Source organism: Pseudorhizobium banfieldiae (genome assembly GCF_000967425.1).
Lineage (GTDB): Bacteria > Pseudomonadota > Alphaproteobacteria > Rhizobiales > Rhizobiaceae > Neorhizobium > Neorhizobium banfieldiae.
The window spans coordinates 1903520-1924299 of the sequence record NZ_FO082820.1 but is presented as its reverse complement, the minus strand read 5'-3'; the positions used below and the strand labels follow the sequence as shown (position 1 = coordinate 1924299).

Sequence of the window (20780 nt, the reverse complement as noted above, 5' to 3'; positions counted from 1 at the left end):
GAGGACAGGATGAGCAAGTCTGACAATGATGTCGTGATCACCGGGATCGGGATCGTCACCTGCTACGGCGTCGGCAAGGAGCCGCATATCGCGCTTCTGTCGTCGGCTGAGGTGGAGCCGCCGCGGGTGGAGACGGAGCGCTTCAAGCCTTATCCCGTGCATCCGATGCCGGAGATCGACTGGTCGCAGCAGATCGCCAAGAGAGGCGACCAGCGGCAGATGGAGAACTGGCAGCGGCTCGGCGTCTTTGCCGCAGGCCTGGCTCTCGATGATGCCGGCCTGAAAGACAATACCGAAGCCTGTGCCACGATGGACATGATCGTCGCCGCCGGTGGTGGCGAGCGCGATATCAAGGTGGATTCGCTGATTGTCGACGAGGCGCTGAAGCGCAACGACCGCGAAACGCTGCTCAACGAGAAGCTGACGACCGAGCTGCGCCCGACGCTTTTCCTCGCCCAGCTTTCCAACCTTCTCGCCGGAAATATCTCGATCGTCCACAAGGTTACCGGCTCCTCCCGCACCTTCATGGGCGAGGAAGCTGCCGGTATATCCGCAGTGGAGACCGCCTATCACCGCATCAAGTCCGGTCAGTCCACGCACTCGCTGGTCGGCGGTGCCTTCGTTGCGGAACGCGCCGACATCATTCTGCTTGTGGAGGGCATCCGTGCCCATGCAACCGGCTCCTGGCATCCGCTGTGGCAGCGTTCGGCTGACAACGGCGGCGGCATGATCATGGGCTCCGTCGGCGCTTTCCTGGTGCTGGAATCGCGTGCGAACGCCGAAGCGCGTGGTGCGCGTATCTACGCCACGATCGACGCTGTCGAAGGGGACCGCGGCAGCCGGGACGACGGTAAGTTCGAGCAACGCCTCGAGCGGCTATCCAAGCTTGCCTCGGATACGGATCCGGCCCATACGCTGGTCTTTTCCGGCGCAAGCGGACTGGTTGATCCGACTGCGCGCGAACGCGACGTCATCCAGAAGACCTTCCCCGGCGCCACGCTGCGCGGCTATGGCGGGGTGACGGGCCACGGCATGGAGGCCCAGTTCCCTCTCGGTCTGGCGCTCGCGGCGCTCGTGCTCGACGGCGGCCTTCGCGTGCCTTCCTTCGATTCCAGCCTTGAACAGCCGATGCCGGCGCCGGCGAACCGCGCCGTGGTGACGACGGTCGGCTATACGCGCGGCGAGGGCCTTGCGGTCCTGTCGCCGAACGCGTGAGGAGAACGACCATGAGCGACAACCGCTTCACCGATCATCTCGGCCGCCCGATCATCGCCGTGACCGGCATGGGCGTCATCACCTCGCTGGGGCAGGGGCTGCAGGACAACTGGGCCGCACTTACCTCCGGCACGTCGGGCATCCACAAGATCACCCGCTTCCCGACGGAGGGCTTGTCGACGCGTATCAGCGGTACCGTCGACTTCATTGACGTTCCGGCGGACAACGCTGTCGAGCGTTCCTACGCCTTCGCGCGCGAGACGACGGCGGAAGCGCTCGCGCAGGCGGGCCTTTCCGGAGACTTCGAAGGCCCGCTCTTCCTGGCGGCGCCGCCGGTCGAGCCGGAGTGGTCGGCACGTTTCGCACTGGCCGATCGCGCACCGCCATCGCAGGTGGAGGGCGACGCCTATGATCGGTTCCTGACCGCCATGCGCGAACGTCCCGATCCCGCCTTCCTGGAGGCCGTCCAGTTCGGCTCGATCTCGGAGCGGCTGTCCGACAGGTTCGGCACCCGCGGGCTCCCTGTGACGCTTTCAACGGCCTGCGCTTCCGGAGCTACCGCCATCCAGCTTGGCGTCGAAGCGATCCGCCAGGGCCGCACCGACCGTTCGCTCGTTGTCGCGACGGATGGTTCCGTCAGCGCCGAAGCGTTGATCCGCTTCTCGCTGCTTTCGGCTCTTTCGACTCAAAACGATCCGCCGGAAAAGGCGTCCAAGCCGTTCAGCAAGGATCGCGACGGCTTCGTCATTGCTGAAGGTGCGGCAACGCTCGTTCTCGAGTCGCTGGAGTCAGCCGTCGCCCGTGGCGCGAAGGTGCTTGGTATCCTGAAGGGTTGCGGCGAGAAGGCTGACCACTTCCACCGGACCCGTTCCTCACCGGACGGTGGCCCGGCAATCGCCACCATCCGTGCGGCGCTGGAAGATGCCGGCATGGATGATAGCGGGATCGGCTATATCAATGCCCATGGCACCTCGACGCCGGAAAACGACAAGATGGAGTACGGCTCGATGCTTGCCGTCTTCGGGGAACGCCTCAGGAACATTCCGGTCTCGTCGAACAAGTCGATGATCGGCCATACGCTGACGGCGGCGGGCGCCGTCGAGGCGGTGTTCTCGATTCAGACGATGCTGACCGGCACACTTCCGCCGACGATCAACTACCTCAATCCGGACCCGACGATCGTGCTCGATGTGGTACCAAACCAGAAGAGGGATCAGCAGGTTAGGGCCGTGCTGTCGAACTCCTTCGGCTTCGGCGGGCAGAATGCCAGCCTTGTCATGACGCTGGAACCGGCTTAGAGACCGTCGCCAACCCCTTCTGACGATCTGGAACGCCTTCGGGCGAAGGAAGACCTGTTATGCGCGCTCTGCAACTGATCGACGACCGCAAGCTCGAGGCTGTGGACATTCCCGAGCCCGAAGCGCCCGGTCCCGGCGAGGTCACCCTTCGCGTCAAGGCCGTAGCACTCAACCACATCGACGTCTGGGGCTGGCGCGGAATGGCGTTCGCCAAGCGCAAGATGCCGCTCACCATTGGCGCGGAAGCATCGGGCGTGGTCGAGGCCATCGGTCCCGGCGTCTCCAACGTCCTTCCCGGCCAGCTTGTCTCGATCTACGGGGCGCGGACGTGTGGACTCTGCAAACCGTGCAGGGAGAAGCGCGACAATCTGTGTGAGAACGTCTCCGGCGTCCACGGCTTCCACCTCGACGGCTTCGCCCAGGAGAAGACGAACCTTCCCGCGCGCTTGCTGGTGCCGGCGCCTCCGGGTGTCGATCCTGTCGCGGCCGCCCTCGCTCCCGTGACATTCGGCACTGTCGAGCACATGCTGTTCGACAACGCTAAGCTCGAGCCCGGTGAAACGATCCTCGTGCATGCCGGCGGGTCCGGGATTGGCACGGCGGCAATCCAGCTTGCCAAGAAGACGGGTTGTACGGTGATCACCACCGTCGGTTCGGACGACAAGATCGAGCGCGCCAAGGTGCTCGGCGCAGATCACGTCATCAACTATCGCACCGACCGCTTCGAAGGCGTCGTCCGCAAGCTTACGAAGAAGAAGGGGGTGGACGTAGTCTTCGAACATGTCGGCGCCGATACATGGGCCGGCTCCATGCTGTCGCTGAAGCGGGGAGGGCGGCTCGTTACCTGCGGCTCGACCTCCGGCGTCTCCACAAGCATGAACCTGATGATGCTCTTCCAGCAGCAGCTGAAGCTGCTCGGCTCCTTCGGCTGCCGCATGGAGAACATGGCGGACGCCATGCAGAAGATGGCGCGCGGGGTCGTTCATCCGGTGATCGATACGGAAGTCACCTTCGATGATATCGATCGGGCGCTCGAGCGCATGGAGACGAGACAGGTATTCGGCAAGATCGTCCTCAGGATGGATTGATCCCTTGAAGATGTTCCTGACAAGGATCGTGCTCGGTCTCCGGCGTTTCCAGCAGTGGCTGGTGGCGCAGGCGGTCTTCGCGATTCTCAATGTGCTGAAGCTCTTGCCCGCAGATGCTGCGATCAATTTCGCGGATCGGGTAGCCCGGTGGCTCGGTCCGAGGCTTGGCCGTCACAGGCTGATGCTTACCAACCTGCGCAATGCCTATCCGGAAAAGTCGGATGGTGAGTTGCAGGAGATCGCGCTCGCGAGCTGGGGGCACATGGGCCGTCTTGCCGCCGAATACGTTTTCCTGGATCGTCTCTTCGATTTCGACCCTGAGCGTTCGACGCCTGGTCGTATTGAGGTATCGGGGATACCGCTTTTCGTGGATCTCCGCGACAATCCGCGGCCGTTCATCGTGTTTACTGCCCATACCGGCAATTTCGAGCTGCTTCCGGTTGCCGGCAACAGTTTTGGACTGGATGTAATGGTCCTCTTCCGTCCGCCGAACAATCCGTACATTGCCGAAAAGGTGTTCGCGTTCCGTAGCGCCCGCATGGGCCAGTTGGTGCCGTCGCATGCCGGGTCCTCTTTTGCTCTGGCGCGACGGCTGGAGGCCGGTGGCGGGGTGGGGGTGTTGGTGGACCAGAAGTTCGGCCGCGGCCTGACCACGTCCTTTTTCGGGAAACCTGTGCGGACCAACCCGCTGCTCGCCAAGCTCGTGCGCCAGTTCGATGCCGAGGTCTACCCGGCCCGCTGCATCCGCCTTCCCGGCAATCGTTACCGGCTGGAGATCGAACCTCGGATCGACGTGCCGAGAAATGCGAGCGGCGCGGTCGATGTGCAGGCGACGGCTCAGATGCTGAACGACAAGGTCGAAAGCTGGGCGCGGGAGTATCCGGATCAGTGGCTGTGGTATCACGACCGTTGGGCGATCAAGAAGACGCTGACGAATTGAGAGTATCTTGCGTGCGAGCGGGAATTGATCAATGCTCGCGCAAGTTTGCGTCCTTATGTCGGCATGTTACGACGGGGCGAGCTGGCTAAGTTCCGGCTGCCGTGAGGAGATCTCCGCTCCGGGGGAGGTGGTGTATGGAAGCTTTGATCGACCTCTTCTGGTCCAAGTATGGACGGCTGCAGACAGCAATAGATCGGGAAGACAACGTCACGGTTCACGCGCTGGACCAGGAGATCGACCCGCTTCTTCAGGCGATATTCCGTCACGAAGTCACGGATGCTGCCGGAATCCAGGCGCAGTTCAGGTTTGCTCTGGAGCTGCTGAAGACGGAGGCCGACGACAGAGGGTGCGTGCATCGCAATGGCCACCTTCTGCAGATGCTGGTGGAGCGCTACCTCGCTCCCCAGATCGGGCGCGCCGCAGGCGAGATCCCAGGAAAGAGATCGGATCGCACCGGATCGAGCGAAGGTGGGAACACGATCAACGGTCTGCTCGATCCCGCACTGTTCGACGGCATCGCCGAACGGATTCTGGTGGTCGTTCCAGGCTATCGAGTCTTCTATTCGAACGAAACAAACGCCCGGCAGATGGGATTGTCGAAGGAGAAGGTTATCGGCAGGCATTTTGCCGAGTTGATCGGCATACACCATTTCCAGTGCGATCTTCGCGAGCCGCTGGATCGCTGCCTTGCCGGCGAGAGCACGTCGCTGACCTATGCCGAGCAGAGAGACGGCGATACCGTCGTCATTTCCTGCCGAATGTCCCCCTGCTTTACCGAGGCGCGGGCGCAGGTCGGCGCAATGGTGGTGATGCAGGAAATGGCAGACCGACGCCGACGCAGAAGCGTAGGCTGAGGATCAGTTGGCGAGGGTCTTGAGCAAGTGGGCCTGCTCGAATGCGATGTGCCGGCGCATTCCCTCGAAGAAGCCCCGGAGCATGTAGCCGACGGCCTCGATGTTGACGGGATCACTGGAGCCAAGCTTCAGGAGCGTTTCGGTGAGCTCCTCCGCATAGCCCTCGTCCTCGAGATGCTCGTATCTCAGGCGTGACAGGGTTTCGCCGCTGTCGGCGACCGCGTTCTTCTGTTGCACGCGGGGGAAGAGAACGGTTTCCTCATAGCGGTGGAGCGCCTGGATCATCGGAACTAGTGCCTTGGCGGCGTAGATACACTTCTGCTTGTTGATGTTGGACGGAAGCGAATCGGCGATCTCCTCCAGTTCGTCGCAGAGGGCCAGTTGCTCGGCATGTGCACTGCGGAGCCAGGCAACGATCTCTTCGTCGGGTAGCACTTTCCCGCGGGCCAAGAGAGTAAGGCTCTGTTCGTCAGGTGTCTGATTCATGGTCATTTCTCGCCCTCGATCATGGCTCAGTGCTATTGAGCTGAAGCCGAGATTCGCCGAGGGAGACTTTTCGCGCCTTGATCCAAATCAAGGCTGCCTTGACGTGTCGGTGGCAAAGCTGGCCACAATCGCCGATGGTCTGGCCGCCGAGGGATTCGGGTTGCCAGATGATCGACGCGAGATTGAAACACGCCGTTGGGGGATGTCCAACATGAACTATACCGTAGAAACACTGGCCTTGGCGGTCGGCGCTTTCCTGGCTTTGCTGGGAGTGGCCTTCGCCCATGACAGTCTTTTCGCTGCCCACATGTGGGTGCTTTTCTTCGCACTGTTTGCCGGTACCGTCGTCATGGTGCGCCGGGCCAACTTCGCACCGGTCACGGCGGCGCAGAAGGCCGCCCGCCAGTCGGAATATCTGGATGAGGTCGTCAAGTATGGCGTCATCGCAACGACGTTCTGGGGCGTTGTCGGCTTCCTGGTCGGCGTTATCGTGGCGCTGCAACTTGCCTTCCCCGACCTCAACATCGAGCCCTGGCTGAACTTCGGACGCACGCGACCGCTCCACACCTCGGCGGTGATCTTCGCCTTCGGCGGCAATGCGCTCATCGCGACGTCATTCCATGTGGTGCAGCGCACCTCCCGCGCGCGCCTTTTTGGCGGCAACCTCGCCTGGTTCGTCTTCTGGGGCTACCAGCTTTTCATCGTCATGGCCGCGACCGGCTATCTGCTCGGCATCACCCAGTCCCGCGAATACGCGGAACCTGAGTGGTACGTGGATCTCTGGCTCACGATTGTCTGGGTCGCCTATCTCGTGGTCTTCCTGGGAACGATCCTGAAGCGCAAGGAGCCCCACATCTATGTGGCCAACTGGTTCTATCTGTCCTTCATCGTAACCATTGCGATGCTGCACGTGGTCAACAATCTGGCCATTCCGGTCTCCTTCCTCGGGTCCAAGAGCTATTCGGCCTTTTCCGGGGTTCAGGACGCCCTGACGCAGTGGTGGTACGGTCATAACGCGGTCGGCTTCTTCCTGACGGCGGGCTTCCTCGGCATGATGTACTACTTCATCCCGAAGCAGGTGAACCGTCCCGTTTATTCCTACCGTCTGTCGATCATCCACTTCTGGGCGCTGATCTTCATGTACATCTGGGCCGGCCCGCACCATCTGCATTACACGGCTCTGCCTGACTGGGCGCAGACGCTCGGCATGGTCTTCTCCGTCATGCTCTGGATGCCCTCCTGGGGCGGCATGATCAACGGCCTGATGACGCTCTCGGGCGCCTGGGACAAGATCCGTACCGATCCGATCGTTCGCATGATGGTCATCGCCGTCGCCTTCTACGGCATGGCGACCTTCGAAGGCCCGATGATGTCGGTCAAGGCGGTCAACTCGCTCAGCCACTACACGGACTGGACAATCGGCCACGTGCATTCGGGTGCTCTCGGCTGGAACGGCATGATCACCTTCGGCGCGCTGTACTACCTCGTTCCGAAGCTCTGGAACCGCAACCGGCTCTACAGCATCCAGTTGGTCAACTGGCACTTCTGGCTGGCCACTCTCGGCATCGTCGTCTACGCGGCCGTGATGTGGGTTGCCGGTGTCCAGCAGGGCCTGATGTGGCGCGAATACGATGACCAGGGCTTCCTTGTCTACTCGTTCGCCGAATCAGTCGCAGCCATGTTCCCGTACTACGTGCTGCGTGCCGTCGGTGGCGCCATGTTCCTCGCTGGTGCGTTGATCATGGCCTTCAACATCACGATGACAATCCTCGGCTATGAGCGACGCGAGAAGGTTCCGGGTGCTGCCGCACCCGCGGCCCTCCAGCCGGCCGAATAAGGAGCGGATCCATGGCTCTTCTGGACAAACATAAATTCGTCGAACGTAACGCGACCCTGCTGCTGGTCGGCTCCCTTTTCGTGGTGTCGATCGGCGGGATCGTCGAGATCGTGCCGCTCTTCTACCTGGAGAACACGATCGAAAAGGTAGAGGGCATGCGCCCCTATTCGCCGCTCGAACTGGCCGGCCGCAACATCTACATCCGTGAAGGGTGCTACACCTGTCACAGCCAGATGATCCGGCCGTTCCGCGACGAGGTGGAGCGCTACGGCCACTACAGCCTGGCTGCGGAATCCATGTACGACCATCCCTTCCAGTGGGGTTCGAAGCGGACGGGGCCGGACCTCGCCCGCGTCGGCGACCGCTATTCGAACGAATGGCACGTGCAGCACCTGATCGAGCCGCGCTCGGTCGTGCCCGAATCGGTCATGCCGAGCTACTCCTTCCTGAAGGACACGCCGCTACAGGTGACCAATGTCGCCATGGAGCTCAGTGCCAATCGGGCGGTAGGCGTGCCCTATACCGATGAGATGCTGGAAAACGCCGCGGCGGACCTCAAGGCGCAGGCGGATCCCAATGCAGACACGTCAGGTATCAGCGAGCGCTACCCTAAGGCCAAGATCGGTGATTTCGACGGAAATGCTGCCGAACTGACCGAGATGGACGCTCTGGTGGCCTATCTCCAGATGCTCGGTACGCTGGTCGACTTCTCGACCTATGACGCCACTGCTGGCTATCGCTGAGGAGGTCCAGATGGAAATCTACACTGCACTTCGCGCTTTCGCCGACAGCTGGGCCCTGCTTGCCATGACCCTGTTTTTTATCGGTGTTGTCCTTTTCACCCTGCGCCCGGGCGCCAAGGCTCTTGCCAAGGATGCCGCCCAGATCCCTCTGAAGGAGGATTGATAGATGGCGGACAAGCATATTGACGAAATCAGCGGCGTCGAAACCACCGGACACGAGTGGGACGGCATTCGCGAGTTGAACAACCCGATGCCCCGCTGGTGGGTCTGGACGTTCTACGCCACCATTGTCTGGGCCCTTGGCTACACGATCCTTTATCCGGCCTGGCCGCTGGTCAACGAAGCGACCAAGGGCGTGCTGAATTATTCCAGCCGCGCCGAGCTGGCGGGTGACCTGGAAGGGGCAAAGATTGCCCAGGGCGAAGTCATCGAGAAGATATCGAAGGTCTCGCTTGAGGAAATCCTCGCCGATCCGCAGCTCGCACAGTTCGCCACCGCCGGCGGCGCCTCGGCCTTCCGGGTCAACTGCGTCCAATGCCATGGCACGGGTGCTGCAGGCGGGCAGGGCTATCCAAACCTCAATGACGACGAGTGGCTGTGGGGCGGCGACATCAACGCGATCTACCAGACCATAGCACATGGGGTTCGCGATCCGGTCGATGCGGATACGCGAGTATCGGAGATGCCGGCATTCATCGATATCCTCCAACCCGAGGAGGTCCGGCAGGTGGCGGCCTATGTCGTCAGCCTCAGCGGCACGCCGCGCGACCCTTCGATGGTGGAGCCGGGCCAGCAGCTCTATGCCGACAACTGCGCCTCCTGCCATGGAGAAAGTGGTGAAGGCGTACGCGATCTCGGCGCTCCCAATCTTGCCGACGCGATCTGGCTAAAGGTCCAGGGCGAGGCGGAGATTGCGCAGCAGATCCAGGCTCCGCGTCATGGCGTCATGCCGGCCTGGAACGCCCGCCTGAGCAACGAGACGGTCAAGCAACTGGCAGTCTACGTCCATTCGCTGGGCGGCGGAGAGTAGATCTCTCCCATCGAACTTGAAGGTCGCGCCGTGGCGCGGCCTTTTTCATGCGTTCGACCAGACTCCCAGCTCGTATCCTTCGGGGTCGATGAAATGGAAGCGTCTGCCGCCCGGAAAGTCGAAGATCGGCCGGGAAATCTGGCCTCCCGCCTTCTCCACCCGCGACAGCGCCGCCTCCAGGTCCGAACAATACAGTATCACCAGCGGTCCGCCTTTCGGCATGACCGTATGAGTTTTCGCAAAGCCGCCGGTCAGCCGGCCGTCGCCAAACTCACAATAGTCTGGCCCGTAATCCTTAAACGACCAGGCGAAGACCTCGCCGTAGAACTGCTTTGCGCGCTCGATATCCCGTACGTTGAACTCAATGTAATCGATCTTCCGGTGGTCGGCACCTTCTGCAGCCATTGGCTTTCTCCTGACTGGTTTCGCTGTCAGTCGCGGGTCCAGATCGTCTTGTCGATCTTGCCTGCGAGTTCCGGATAGTCGGCTGCGTGGAAGACCGGCGATTCACCAGCCTTCCTTTGAGCGAAATAATCCTTCGTCAGCTTGGCGACGGTACCCGACAGGAGCACGATGGCGATCAGGTTGCTGGTCGCCATCAGGCCCATCGAGGCGTCAGCGGCGTTGAAGACCGTCGTGACGGTCTCATAGGCGCCCCAGACGACCATCAGCAGGACGGCGCTGCGCAGGATCACAATGCCGATGCCCGTTCCGGCCCCCAGAAATGTCATGGCGTTTTCTGCATAGGAATAATTGCCGATGATCGACGTGAAAGCGAAGAAGAAGATAGCGATCGCGATGAAATAGGCGCCGAAGGTCCCAAGATGTTCCTCCAGCGCGGCCTGCGTCAGCTGGGCGCCGGTGACGCCGCTTTCCGGAACCAAGGCGCCAGAAAGTAGAATCATGATGGCCGTCGCCGTACAGACAAGGAGGGTGTCGATGAACACACCAAGAGCCTGGACGAAACCTTGGGATGAGGGGTGGTGCGGCTGTGGCGTCGCGACGGCGGCAATGTTCGGGGCCGATCCCATACCGGCTTCGTTGGAAAACAGTCCGCGCTTCACGCCGTTCATCATCGCCGCCATGATGCCGCCCGTCGCGCCGCCCGCCGCTTCCTGCCAGCCAAAGGCGCTGGCGAAGATATTGCCGATGACTGCCGGGACGTCTGACCAGTTGGTGATGAGCACGTAGATGGCAGCCAAGAGGTATGCGCCTGCCATGAAGGGTACGATCAGTTCCGCGACGCGCGCGATTTGGCGGATCCCGCCGAAGATGACGATGCCGGCGAGCACGGCGACCACGACGCCGACCCCCAACTTGGGTAGGCCGAAGGCACCCTCCATGGCATCGGCGATGGAATTCGCCTGGACGGCATTGAAAACGAGGCCGAACGAGAGGATGAGACAGATGGAGAAAATGCCGCCGGCCCAGGGCGCGCGCAGCCCCCGGGCGATATAGAAGGCCGGTCCCCCGCGATACATGCCTTCTTCGTTCTTGACCTTGTAGAGCTGCGCCAGGGCACTCTCTGAATAGGCGGTCGCCATCCCAACGAGCGCCACCATCCACATCCAGAAGATGGCTCCTGGCCCGCCGAGATAGAGCGCGACCGCGACGCCGGCGATATTGCCCGTGCCAACCCGGGAGGCGAGGCTGACGGTCAACGCCTGGAACGGGCTGATCCCCGCATCATCTTCGGTGGGGCTGCTCCGCAGCACCCGAAACATCTCGCCGAAGTGCAGGAACTGGATCAACCGAAGCCGGATCGTGAAGTAGAGCCCGACGGCCAGCAGCCCATAGACCAGGACATATTCCCAGAGGATCAGGTTCAGCAGGTCGATCAGCGCGGTCATTGAGCTCTCCCGAGAGGCAGTAGATGAAGCCTATGGTAGGGCGGGACGGCAATTTGGAAAGCCACGGCCGCTTGCGCTCAAAGCTCTTCCAGAAGAGACTTCAATGCTGCGAGATCCCGCCGGATGGCGTCAGCGTCCGCCTGAAACGCAACATCGTCCATATCCGGCTGGCGGATCAGGGTGAACATGACGACGGCACCGTCGCCGTTCGGCACGACGCGCAGCGCGTTGTGCACGACCTGTCCGCCCGGCAGGGTGACGTGGTGGTCGATGACGCCGAGCGCGTTCGGCGGGACGAACCGTATGCGGATGTCGCCAAGCGGTCCGCCGTCCCCAATCCATTCATCGCCATCCTGCTTCAGCCCGGCGGCAAGACCGGCAGCCCATCTTGCCATGTTCCGGGGCTGGCTGGCGAAGTCGTACACCTCGTGCCAGTTCCTGTTGATTGTCGTGTGGATGATCTCGACCTGATACGATGCCAAGCTCTGCTCCTCCGATCTTTGGCCTGCGACAATGAGCGCGACGTCTCTGCGTCGGTACTTGATTTATATCAAGGATACTTGCCGGCCCAGATGGGAAAAGGCAGGCACAAAGGTGGAAATGTGCCATGAATCTCTACACCGCAAAGAACGTCGACGCGACCGGTGACGGCCATCAGGCAACAAACGCTGACGCTGGCAACGCCCCTCAATCGCTTTACGAGGCGAGAAAGAAGATCTTCCCGAAGCGTGCGGAAGGCCGCTTCCGTCGTTTCAAGTGGCTGGTGATGCTCATCACGCTCGGCATCTACTACCTGACGCCCTGGATCCGCTGGGATCGCGGTCCCTATGCTCCGGACCAGGCGGTGCTCGTGGACCTCGCAAACCGGCGCTTTTATTTCTTCTTCATCGAGATCTGGCCGCAGGAGTTCTTTTTCGTGGCCGGGCTCCTCGTTATGGCCGGTTTCGGTCTGTTTCTCGTCACGTCCGCGGTCGGCCGCGCGTGGTGCGGCTATACCTGCCCCCAGACCGTGTGGGTTGATCTCTTTCTCGTCGTCGAGCGCTGGGTAGAGGGCGACCGCAATGCCCGCATGAAACTCGAGGCCGGGCCGTGGACCTTCGAGAAGATCCGCAAGCGCGTCTTCAAGCATGCAATCTGGATCGCCATTGCGGTCGCGACCGGCGGTGCATGGATCTTCTATTTCGCCGATGCGCCAACGCTGGCCTACGACTTCGTTACGGGCAACGCGGCTTTCATCGCCTATTCGACCGTCGGCATCCTGACCGCTACGACCTACGTCTTCGGCGGGCTGATGCGGGAACAGGTCTGCATCTACATGTGCCCGTGGCCGCGCATCCAGGCGGCCATGCTGGACGACAATTCGCTGGTCGTGACCTACAACGACTGGCGCGGAGAACCTCGGACCAAGCACGCCAAGAAGGCCGCTGCCGCCGGCCAGCCGGTCGGCGACTGCGTCGATTGCAACGCTTGCGTCGCCGTCTGTCCGATGGGCATTGACATCCGCGATGGCCAGCAACTGGCCTGCATCACCTGCGCCCTCTGCATCGATGCCTGCGATAGCGTCATGGACAAGATCGGCAAGCCGCGCGGGCTGATCGCTTACGCGACTCTGAACGAATATGATGCGAACATGGCACTTGCCACGGACAATGGCACGACGCCGATCAATCCCGATCGGGTGCGCAACGCGGATGGCAGCTTCGTCGACAAGGTGCGCCATTTCAACTGGCGCATCATCTTCCGGCCTCGCACGCTGCTCTACATGGGCGTCTGGACGGCGGTCGGCATCGGGCTCCTGGTGGCGCTCCTCAGCCGAGACCGGCTGGAGGTCAACGTCATCCACGACCGCAATCCGCAATACGTGCTGGAATCGGATGGCTCGATCCGGAACGGATATACAATTCGCCTCTTGAACATGATCCCCGAACCGCGCACCATTCTGTTGTCGCTTGAAGGGATGCCGGAGGCGATGATGAAGATCAACGGTCTGACGAGTGACGACAACCGCCGGTTCGCCATCTCGGTCGAACCGGACAAGGCAACGGCGCTGAAGGTCTTTGTGACAGTGCCGGCCAATGCCCTGCCGGATGGCAGCGACGGCTTCAGCTTCATCGCCGAAGATCGTTCGAGCCATGAGCGCGACCACTACGACGCAACCTTCTATGCTCCGGAGGGCGGGAAATGAGTTCGACAGAACGCAAGGGATTCGTCTTCACGGGCTGGCACATGCTTGCTGTCATGTGCCTGTTCTTCGGGACGATAATCTCGGTGAACTTCTACATGGCGTGGCAGGCGACCCATACCTGGAGCGGTCTGGTGGTGAAGAACACCTACATCGCCAGCCAGGAATTCAACGGGAGGGTTGCCGAGGCGAAGGCGCTGGCGGCTACGGGCGTGATCGGTGCGCTGACGATAGAGGATTCTGAAGTCAGCTACCGGATATCTCACGCTCAGGATGGTGCCGTTGAAGCGGATGACGTCACGCTGCGGTTCAAGCGTCCGGTCGGCGAAGACCAGGATTTCGAGCTTGCGCTCCGGCACGAGGGGGAGGGCGTCTTCGTTGCCCGCCATGCTGTCGCCGGCGGAACCTGGATCGTCGAGGCGGAGGCGCTTCGCGACGGCAAGCGCATCCTTCATGACACGCAGCGGGTTTCCGTCGCCGGAGCAGCGAAATGACCACCTGTTGTGCTCCCGGTACCGAGGGAGCCGTGGAACTTGAGCGGCTGAGCCATGCCCTGCCTTCGACGGAAGAATTGCTCCTGTCGAGCCGGCAGATCCAGCCGGGGCTGCGCCAGACAGATCTGAGTGTGCCTGGCGTCCATTGCGGCACCTGCATCACAGCGATCGAAAAGGCGCTGCAGGCCCGCCCCGACGTGGAGCGGGCGCGGGTGAACCTGTCGACCAAGCGGGTCTCCATCGTCTGGAAGGAAGAAGTTTCCGGTGTCCGCACCGACCCGCTGGAACTGGTGCAGACAATCCGTGGGGCGACGGGCTACGACGCCCATCTGTTCTCAAGTGCCGAAGATGCTGGCGATCGGCTGCAGCGCGAACTGATACGGGCGGTTGCCGTGTCGGGCTTCGCGGCGGCAAACATCATGCTGCTCTCCGTTTCGGTATGGTCGGGAGCGGAAGCTTCCACGCGCGACCTGTTCCACTGGATCTCCGCCATGATCGCGGCGCCCGCGCTCGTCTATGCCGGCCGCTTCTTCTACCAATCGGCCTGGCACGCGCTGCGTCACGGCCGCACCAACATGGATGTGCCGATCGCGCTTGCTATCACGCTTTCCTACGCTGTCTCGCTCTGGGAGACGATGCATCACGGACATCATGCCTGGTTCGATGCGACCGTATCGCTGCTGTTCTTCCTGCTCATCGGCCGGACGCTTGATCACGTCATGCGCGACAGGGCGCGCGCCGCGATCAGCGGCCTTGCCCGTCTGTCGCCGCGTGGTGCGATGGTGCTCGCAGAGGATGGCGCGCGCGAGTACCGTCCGATCGAGGACATCCGGCCGGGTGAACGGCTGATGATCGCGGCCGGCGAGCGCATCCCCGTCGACGGGGTTGTCGAGAGCGGCAAGAGCGATCTCGATCTTTCCATCGTCAATGGCGAAAGCGCACCCACGGTTGCCGGGCCAGGGGACGCCGTCCAGGGGGGGATCCTAAACCTGACCGGCCCGCTGGTCGTACGCGCCACGGCCGCGGCGAAGGATTCGTTCCTCGCGGAGGTGATCTCGCTGATCGAGGCCGCCGAAGGGGGCAGGGCGCGATATCGGCGGATCGCGGACCGGGCAGCTCAGCTCTATTCTCCGGCGGTTCACCTTCTTGCCCTGGGGGCCTTCATCGCCTGGGGGGTATTCGGAGGCGACTGGAAGCAGGCCATGCTGATTTCCATCGCTGTCCTGATCATCACCTGCCCCTGCGCCCTCGGCCTTGCCGTGCCTGTGGTCCAGGTCGTGGCTGCAGGCCGGCTCTTCAGGAGCGGCGTGATGGTCAAGGACGGATCGGCGATGGAACGTCTCGCCGAGGTGGACACGGTCCTCTTCGACAAGACCGGAACATTGACGCTCGGTCGCCCGCGTCTCGTCAATGGTACGGAGGTCAAGCGGGGTTACCTCGCTCTCGCCGCTGGTCTTGCCGGTCACTCCCGTCACCCGCTGTCGCAGGCGCTCTACCAAGGCGCCCCCGGCGGAGGAGAGCGCTTCGCCGAAGTCAAGGAACTGCCGGGGCAGGGACTGGAAGCGGTGACGGACGAGGGTGTCTATCGCCTCGGAAACCGCCGCTTCGCCTGTGGTGGCAACGCTCATCCGGATGAACTGTCCGAAGTCGTCCTGTCGCTTGACGGAAACGAACTCCAGAGCTTCCTCTTTGAAGATGCCGTCCGGCCGGATGGTGCTTCCGCCGTCGCGGCACTCGCTGCCAGTGGCTTCTCGACCGGCATCCTCTCCGGCGATCGCGCGCCCGTCGTGAAGGCGCTCGCGCGTCGCCTCGGCATCTCCCTATGGAGGGCGGAGCTTTCGCCGCGCGACAAGGTGGACGCGGTTATCGAGTTGGACCGCGGTGGGTCGAAGGTGCTGATGGTCGGTGACGGGATCAACGATGCGCCGGCACTCGCTGCCGGGCACGTATCGATCGCCCCCGCCACGGCGGCCGACGTGGGACGGCAGGCGGCGGATTTCGTCTTCATGCATGACAGCCTCAACGCAGTGCCATTGGCCATCGAAGTGTCGCGGCGGGCGGGTTCTCTCATTCGCCAGAACTTTGCGCTGGCCATCGGCTACAACGTGATTGCCGTGCCGATCGCGCTTGCCGGCTACGCGACGCCGCTGATCGCCGCCGTCGCCATGTCGACTTCGTCCATCATTGTCGTGGTGAATGCACTTCGGCTGAATAGGCTGGTTGGAGCGGAGCGGAAGCTGACCATCTCGGCTGCATCGACCCCCATGCCTGGGGAGGCGCGTCTGGCATGAACATGCTTGTCTATCTCATCCCGATCGCCCTCCTTCTCGGCGGGCTGGGGCTTGTGGCCTTTCTCTGGTCGCTGAAGAGCGGCCAGTATGACGACCTCGACGGTGCGGCCTGGCGGGCCATCGATGATGACGACGATCGTCCTGCTGTCTGACAAGCGGATAACACTCTCTATCTAATCGTTTCAGCCTTGCCGTTTGCAATCTCTGGTGCCAAAACAGCGGCCAATCGCAAATGGAGGCACTTTCGTGGAACAGGCAGAAATCGGCCTTATCGGGCTCGGCGTCATGGGCTCGAACCTCGCACTCAACATCGCCGAGAAGGGCAACCGGATCGCGGTCTTCAATCGCAGCCCGGAAGCCACGCGAAAGTTCTTTGCGGAAGCGGGCGACCTGCAGGGCCAGATTGTCCCTTGTGAGACCCTGGAGGAGTTCGTTGCCGCGATCCGGCCGCCGCGGCCGATCATCATCATGATCAAGGCGGGCGAGCCCGTCGACCAGCAGATGGCGGCATTGAAGCCCTACCTCTCAGCCGGTGACATCATGATCGACGCCGGCAATGCCAATTTCCGCGATACGATGCGACGCTTCGACAGCCTGAAGGACAGCGACCTGACCTTCATCGGCATGGGGGTCTCGGGCGGTGAGGAAGGTGCGCGCCACGGTCCCTCCATCATGGTCGGTGGTACGGAGGAGAGCTGGAAGCGCGTCGAGAAGGTGCTGACCTCCATCTCCGCCAAGTTCAACAACGACCCCTGCGTGGCCTGGCTCGGCGAGAATGGCGCCGGTCATTTCGTCAAGACCATTCACAACGGCATCGAATATGCGGACATGCAGATGATCGCCGAAATCTACGGCATTCTGCGTGATGGCCTGGGCATGAGCGCCCAGGAAATCGGAGAGGTCTTCGGCCGCTGGAACACTGGCAGGCTCAACTCCTACCTGATCGAGATCACCGAGAAGGTGCTGAAGGCTGCCGATCCGGTCTCAGGAGAAGCCATGGTCGACATGATCGTCGACCGTGCCGGCCAGAAGGGGACCGGCAAGTGGTCGGTGATCGAGGCACAGAACATGGGCGTCGCTGCCACCGCCATCGAGGCGGCTGTTGCAGGCCGCATCCTTTCCTCCCAGAAAAGCGAGCGCGAGGCGGCGGAGAAGATTCTAGGTCTGCCGGCGTCTGCCGACGCGCCCAAGGATCGCGAGGTTTTCCTCGCCGACCTGGAGAACGCGTTACTTGCCGCCAAGATTGGCGCCTATGCACAGGGCTTCGCGGTCATGTCCGCAGCCTCCGCCGAGTTCAACTGGAACCTGCCGATGCCGACGATTGCGCGTATCTGGCGCGCCGGCTGCATCATCCGGTCGCAGTTCCTCGACGAGATCACCTCCGCCTTCACCAAGGATCCTGACGTCAACCTGATCGTCACGCCGGCATTCGCCGATATGGTGAAGGAGACGGACGGAGCGCTCCGCCGCGTCGTCTCCTACGCAGTACTCTCCGGCCTGCCGGTGCCGGCGCTGTCTTCGGCGCTCGCCTATTTCGATGCCTATCGCCGCGGCCGCGGAACCGCAAACTTGATCCAGGCGCAACGCGATTTCTTCGGGGCGCACGGCTTCGAGCGGGTCGACGGACTTGATCGCCCGCACGGCCCCTGGGGCAGCGGCCTCAGCCAAGGTTGAGTCTCGGTTCGCATCGGTAAAACCCGCCTTTGCTGCGGGTTTTTCATCTAACCTCTGGACCTGACGATCTTGCTGACGAGGGGGAACTCACTCCTTGGGGCCCATAGACGACCAGGTCGGCTTGCTGATGCTCTGGAGCAGTTCCGGTGCCACTCCGTCGATTCGCGCGATGACCGCCTTTGCGAGCTCGCGTCCAGAGTGCCGGACGTCTTCGTTCACCGTGTAGATTTCCGGGCGGATCCAGTTGAGGAACTCCGCTGACTGCTTGGACACCAGGTCGACGTCCTTGCCAAGCTTCTTACCGGCGGCCTCGATCCCGGCGACCAGTGCAATGGTGGAGCTGCCGCTGATGGAGATGATGCCGTCCGGCGCGTTGGCGGATCGCATCAGCGTTTCGGTATAGGTGCGAATGTCGCCGAGTATCGTTTCGGTCGAGATCCGTCCCATCGAGACTTCTGTCAGGTCGAAATCAGCGAGGCCTCGTTCGAAGCCTGTGCGGCTGTGCAGGTAGAAGGAGAGGGTGGCCGGGGGCGGCAGCAGCGCGATGCGCTTGCGACCCTTCGACGCCAGCTTTTCCACCGCCTCGTAGACGAAGGCCTCGTTGTCAAAGTCATGGTAGGGGTGGACGATGCCCATATCCGTCCGGCCGTGGGTCGCGAATGGCATGTTGCGCTCGGCCATAAGCCGGACCCTTGGGTCGTCCGGAGCGATTCTGGATATGATCACGCCATCTGCCGATCCTGTGTCGAGGATGTAGCGGACCGGCACCATCGGGTCCTTCTGGTGGGTATGGGGCGTCAGAACGAGATGATACTGCGTGCCGGCCAGTACTTCGGAGATACCGAAGACCATCTGGCTGGTGAAGCCCATCAGTTCTTCTTCGATACTAAGCACGAGGGCGATGACATTCGTCTTGCCGGTTCGCAGGCGGACGCCGGCTCGATTGGGCTGATAGCCTAGCTGGTTGGCAACCAGACGAACTCGCTCCTTGGTCTCCGTCCCAATATCCGGCGCATCCTTCAAGGCTCGCGACACGGTCGTGATCCCGAGGCCCGTCATGTAGGCGATCGTCTTCAGTGTCGGCCGCTCGCCGGCCGCCAGCGGAGATTTCGCCGCTCTCTTCGTACTGCTGTCGTCCATCACCCTGCCGTCATCCGAATCCAGCCAGGACTATAGATGCCTTTGTCATGGCTGGAAACGAATGCCTCCTCCATCCGTCGGGCCTCCATGGCTGAAATCTGAAACGATACAGGCCGCTTGTCGAGCAGAAAATTTTAGGGCCGACTCCGCTCGGGGCGGGTCTCCGATCAATTCAATGGGAAATGGACATTGTGCGGGCGCGAAATGCGTGGTTCGAAAGATATCCGAGATAACCTACTGAGATCAACAGTATAATGGCACAGTCATATGCGTTGTGCAGTGCGCTCAAGATCAGGAACGGCTCCAGAAATGCTCCCGAGCGGAATTTTTCTGTAGTACCTAGTTGCGCGTGCGGCAGCTTTCGCTTAGCTTTTTACTGCATCGTTTCAGTGAGGGAGGAGACTCATGAATATTCGTGCTTTTGCAGCCGCGCTTGCGGCAACCGTCGTGCTGCCGCTTGGTGTTGCCCAGGCCGCAGACCTTGAGGTAACCCACTGGTGGACTTCGGGTGGTGAGGCAGCTGCCGTCGCTGAATTCGCCAAGGCATTCGACGCCACCGGCAACAAGTGGGTGGACGGCGCCATCGCCGGGGGCGGAAGCACCGCCCGTCCCATCATGATTAGCCGCATTACCGGCGGTGATCCCATGGGGGCTACCCAGTTCAACCATGGACGCCAGGCGCAGGAGCTTGTCGAGGCCGGGCTGATGCGCGACCTGACCGACGTTGCAGAGAAGGGCAACTGGAAAGAGGTGATCAAGCCTGCAAGCCTGCTCGACAGCTGCACGATCGACGGCCGGATCTATTGCGTGCCGGTCAACATCCATTCCTGGCAGTGGCTGTGGCTCAACAACGAGGCGTTTGAGAAGGCTGGCGTAGCGGTTCCGAAGGATTGGAACGAATTCGTTGCCGCCGGGCCGAAACTGAAGGAAGCCGGTATCCATCCATTGGCCCTGGGCGGTCAGCCCTGGCAAGCAAACGGCCTCTTCGACACCCTGCTGCTCGCACTCGGTGGCAAGGAATTGCACGAGAAGGTCTATGTCGAGAAGGACGCCGAAGCGGCGGCCGGCCCGGAGGTCGCCAAGATCTTCGAAGCGGCCGCACAGGCACGCGAACTTTCCATCGGCACCAACGTGCAGGACTGGAACCAGGCCACCAACATGGTGATCACCGGCAAGGCTGCCGGTCAGGTCATGGGTGACTGGGCGCAGGGCGAGTTCCAGATCGCCGGTAAGGTCGCGGGCAAGGACTATAGCTGCCTTCCGGGGCTTGGCGTTAGCCAGTACATCACCACGGGCGGGGACGCTTTTTACTTCCCGGTTCTGAAAGACGAGGAAGGATCGAAGGCACAGGATGCCCTGGCGGAAGTGCTCGTCGCACCGGAAACCCAGGTTGCTTTCAACCTCAAGAAGGGGTCCTTGCCGATCCGCGGAGACGTCGATCTGGCGTCGGCCAACGACTGCATGAAGAAGGGCCTGGAGATCGTTGCGCAAGGCAATGCCCTTACCAGCACCGACCAGTTGCTCTCGCCCGACTCGCAAAGCCAGAAGCAGGACCTGATGACGGAGTTCTTCTCCAGCACCTCGATGACTCCCGAGGCGGCTCAGGAGCGCTTCGCGGAGATCATCTCCTCGGCCGACTAATCCCAAGCGACCGCGGC

The 20780-nt window shown here is 62.0% G+C and carries 20 protein-coding genes; 15 read left to right on the top strand and 5 right to left on the bottom strand.

Going from position 1 to position 20780, the window contains the following annotated elements; all coding sequences use genetic code 11:
* Positions 1-9 precede the first annotated feature (9 nt).
* The 5 genes from NT26_RS09495 (at position 10) to NT26_RS09475 (ending at position 5395) form a co-directional block, all read left to right on the top strand.
* Complete coding sequence (locus NT26_RS09495; protein ID WP_052638573.1) at positions 10-1215, top strand: beta-ketoacyl-ACP synthase; 1206 nt, start codon at positions 10-12, stop codon at positions 1213-1215.
* Between the two features lie 11 nt (positions 1216-1226).
* Positions 1227-2513: a beta-ketoacyl-ACP synthase gene (locus NT26_RS09490; protein ID WP_052638572.1), complete on the top strand. Its 1287-nt coding sequence runs from the start codon at positions 1227-1229 to the stop codon at positions 2511-2513.
* 59 nt (positions 2514-2572) lie between these two features.
* Positions 2573-3601 (top strand): zinc-binding dehydrogenase, encoded by a 1029-nt coding sequence (locus NT26_RS09485; protein ID WP_052638571.1) that lies wholly within the window; start codon positions 2573-2575, stop codon positions 3599-3601.
* A 4-nt stretch (positions 3602-3605) separates the two neighbouring features.
* Entirely contained in the window at positions 3606-4541 is a 936-nt protein-coding gene (locus tag NT26_RS09480; protein ID WP_052638570.1) for a lipid A biosynthesis lauroyl acyltransferase, read from the top strand.
* A 134-nt stretch (positions 4542-4675) separates the two neighbouring features.
* Positions 4676-5395, top strand: a complete 720-nt coding sequence (locus NT26_RS09475; RefSeq protein WP_052638569.1) for a PAS domain-containing protein — start codon at positions 4676-4678, stop codon at positions 5393-5395.
* A gap of 3 nt (positions 5396-5398) precedes the next feature.
* Here NT26_RS09475 and NT26_RS09470 read toward each other — a convergent pair whose 3' ends face one another.
* Positions 5399-5881, bottom strand: a complete 483-nt coding sequence (locus NT26_RS09470; protein WP_244467687.1) for a hemerythrin domain-containing protein — start codon at positions 5879-5881, stop codon at positions 5399-5401.
* 211 nt (positions 5882-6092) lie between these two features.
* Here NT26_RS09470 and ccoN point away from each other — a divergent pair, with 211 nt between their 5' ends.
* Genes ccoN through ccoP form a run of 4 tightly spaced genes read left to right on the top strand, consistent with a single transcriptional unit; the run spans position 6093 to position 9491 of the window.
* Positions 6093-7718: a cytochrome-c oxidase, cbb3-type subunit I gene (ccoN, locus tag NT26_RS09465; protein WP_052642010.1), complete on the top strand. Its 1626-nt coding sequence runs from the start codon at positions 6093-6095 to the stop codon at positions 7716-7718.
* Between the two features lie 11 nt (positions 7719-7729).
* Complete coding sequence (ccoO, locus tag NT26_RS09460) at positions 7730-8461, top strand: cytochrome-c oxidase, cbb3-type subunit II (protein WP_052638567.1); 732 nt, start codon at positions 7730-7732, stop codon at positions 8459-8461.
* A gap of 10 nt (positions 8462-8471) precedes the next feature.
* Complete coding sequence (locus tag NT26_RS09455; RefSeq protein ID WP_052638566.1) at positions 8472-8624, top strand: CcoQ/FixQ family Cbb3-type cytochrome c oxidase assembly chaperone; 153 nt, start codon at positions 8472-8474, stop codon at positions 8622-8624.
* A 3-nt stretch (positions 8625-8627) separates the two neighbouring features.
* On the top strand, positions 8628-9491 hold the full coding sequence (gene ccoP / locus NT26_RS09450; protein ID WP_052638565.1) for a cytochrome-c oxidase, cbb3-type subunit III: 864 nt from the start codon (positions 8628-8630) through the stop codon (positions 9489-9491).
* A gap of 45 nt (positions 9492-9536) precedes the next feature.
* On the opposite strand, the gene NT26_RS09445 is transcribed toward ccoP, so the two are convergent.
* The 3 genes from NT26_RS09445 to NT26_RS09435 form a co-directional block, all read right to left on the bottom strand.
* A complete protein-coding gene (locus NT26_RS09445) occupies positions 9537-9896 on the bottom strand; it encodes a VOC family protein (RefSeq protein ID WP_052638564.1) in 360 nt (119 codons plus the stop codon).
* A gap of 26 nt (positions 9897-9922) precedes the next feature.
* The gene (locus tag NT26_RS09440; protein WP_052638563.1) at positions 9923-11341 is read right to left on the bottom strand and encodes an alanine/glycine:cation symporter family protein; all 1419 of its coding nucleotides are present in this window, start codon (positions 11339-11341) and stop codon (positions 9923-9925) included.
* 77 nt (positions 11342-11418) lie between these two features.
* Positions 11419-11823, bottom strand: a complete 405-nt coding sequence (locus tag NT26_RS09435; protein ID WP_052638562.1) for an SRPBCC family protein — start codon at positions 11821-11823, stop codon at positions 11419-11421.
* 125 nt (positions 11824-11948) lie between these two features.
* Here NT26_RS09435 and ccoG point away from each other — a divergent pair, with 125 nt between their 5' ends.
* The 5 genes from ccoG (at position 11949) to gndA (ending at position 17982) form a co-directional block, all read left to right on the top strand.
* Positions 11949-13526 (top strand): cytochrome c oxidase accessory protein CcoG, encoded by a 1578-nt coding sequence (gene ccoG / locus NT26_RS09430; RefSeq protein WP_052638561.1) that lies wholly within the window; start codon positions 11949-11951, stop codon positions 13524-13526.
* Complete coding sequence (locus tag NT26_RS09425) at positions 13523-14017, top strand: FixH family protein (RefSeq protein ID WP_052638560.1); 495 nt, start codon at positions 13523-13525, stop codon at positions 14015-14017. The genes ccoG and NT26_RS09425 overlap by 4 nt, the downstream gene beginning before the upstream one ends.
* The gene (locus NT26_RS09420; protein WP_052638559.1) at positions 14014-16308 is read left to right on the top strand and encodes a cation-translocating P-type ATPase; all 2295 of its coding nucleotides are present in this window, start codon (positions 14014-14016) and stop codon (positions 16306-16308) included. The genes NT26_RS09425 and NT26_RS09420 overlap by 4 nt, the downstream gene beginning before the upstream one ends.
* Complete coding sequence (ccoS, locus tag NT26_RS22160) at positions 16305-16460, top strand: cbb3-type cytochrome oxidase assembly protein CcoS (RefSeq protein ID WP_065814526.1); 156 nt, start codon at positions 16305-16307, stop codon at positions 16458-16460. The genes NT26_RS09420 and ccoS overlap by 4 nt, the downstream gene beginning before the upstream one ends.
* 94 nt (positions 16461-16554) lie before the next feature.
* Positions 16555-17982: an NADP-dependent phosphogluconate dehydrogenase gene (gene gndA / locus NT26_RS09415; RefSeq protein ID WP_052638558.1), complete on the top strand. Its 1428-nt coding sequence runs from the start codon at positions 16555-16557 to the stop codon at positions 17980-17982.
* An 87-nt stretch (positions 17983-18069) separates the two neighbouring features.
* On the opposite strand, the gene NT26_RS09410 is transcribed toward gndA, so the two are convergent.
* Positions 18070-19122, bottom strand: coding sequence for a LacI family transcriptional regulator (locus tag NT26_RS09410; RefSeq protein ID WP_052638557.1), 1053 nt, complete (start codon positions 19120-19122; stop codon positions 18070-18072).
* Positions 19123-19527: 405 nt separating this feature from the next.
* Here NT26_RS09410 and NT26_RS09405 point away from each other — a divergent pair, with 405 nt between their 5' ends.
* On the top strand, positions 19528-20763 hold the full coding sequence (locus tag NT26_RS09405; protein ID WP_052638556.1) for an ABC transporter substrate-binding protein: 1236 nt from the start codon (positions 19528-19530) through the stop codon (positions 20761-20763).
* Positions 20764-20780 lie beyond the last annotated feature (17 nt).

Excerpts from the sequence above, each read along its gene's own strand:
- NT26_RS09495 (WP_052638573.1), top strand. The coding sequence starts at position 10 with ATGAGCAAGTCTGACAATGATGTCGTGATCACCGGGATCGGGATCGTC.
- NT26_RS09490 (WP_052638572.1), top strand. The coding sequence starts at position 1,227 with ATGAGCGACAACCGCTTCACCGATCATCTCGGCCGCCCGATCATCGCC.
- NT26_RS09485 (WP_052638571.1), top strand. The coding sequence starts at position 2,573 with ATGCGCGCTCTGCAACTGATCGACGACCGCAAGCTCGAGGCTGTGGAC.
- NT26_RS09475 (WP_052638569.1), top strand. The coding sequence starts at position 4,676 with ATGGAAGCTTTGATCGACCTCTTCTGGTCCAAGTATGGACGGCTGCAG.
- NT26_RS09470 (WP_244467687.1), bottom strand. The coding sequence starts at position 5,881 with ATGAATCAGACACCTGACGAACAGAGCCTTACTCTCTTGGCCCGCGGG.
- ccoN (WP_052642010.1), top strand. The coding sequence starts at position 6,093 with ATGAACTATACCGTAGAAACACTGGCCTTGGCGGTCGGCGCTTTCCTG.
- ccoO (WP_052638567.1), top strand. The coding sequence starts at position 7,730 with ATGGCTCTTCTGGACAAACATAAATTCGTCGAACGTAACGCGACCCTG.
- NT26_RS09455 (WP_052638566.1), top strand. The coding sequence starts at position 8,472 with ATGGAAATCTACACTGCACTTCGCGCTTTCGCCGACAGCTGGGCCCTG.
- ccoP (WP_052638565.1), top strand. The coding sequence starts at position 8,628 with ATGGCGGACAAGCATATTGACGAAATCAGCGGCGTCGAAACCACCGGA.
- NT26_RS09445 (WP_052638564.1), bottom strand. The coding sequence starts at position 9,896 with ATGGCTGCAGAAGGTGCCGACCACCGGAAGATCGATTACATTGAGTTC.
- NT26_RS09440 (WP_052638563.1), bottom strand. The coding sequence starts at position 11,341 with ATGACCGCGCTGATCGACCTGCTGAACCTGATCCTCTGGGAATATGTC.
- ccoG (WP_052638561.1), top strand. The coding sequence starts at position 11,949 with ATGAATCTCTACACCGCAAAGAACGTCGACGCGACCGGTGACGGCCAT.
- NT26_RS09425 (WP_052638560.1), top strand. The coding sequence starts at position 13,523 with ATGAGTTCGACAGAACGCAAGGGATTCGTCTTCACGGGCTGGCACATG.
- NT26_RS09420 (WP_052638559.1), top strand. The coding sequence starts at position 14,014 with ATGACCACCTGTTGTGCTCCCGGTACCGAGGGAGCCGTGGAACTTGAG.
- ccoS (WP_065814526.1), top strand. The coding sequence starts at position 16,305 with ATGAACATGCTTGTCTATCTCATCCCGATCGCCCTCCTTCTCGGCGGG.
- NT26_RS09410 (WP_052638557.1), bottom strand. The coding sequence starts at position 19,122 with ATGGACGACAGCAGTACGAAGAGAGCGGCGAAATCTCCGCTGGCGGCC.
- NT26_RS09405 (WP_052638556.1), top strand. The coding sequence starts at position 19,528 with ATGAATATTCGTGCTTTTGCAGCCGCGCTTGCGGCAACCGTCGTGCTG.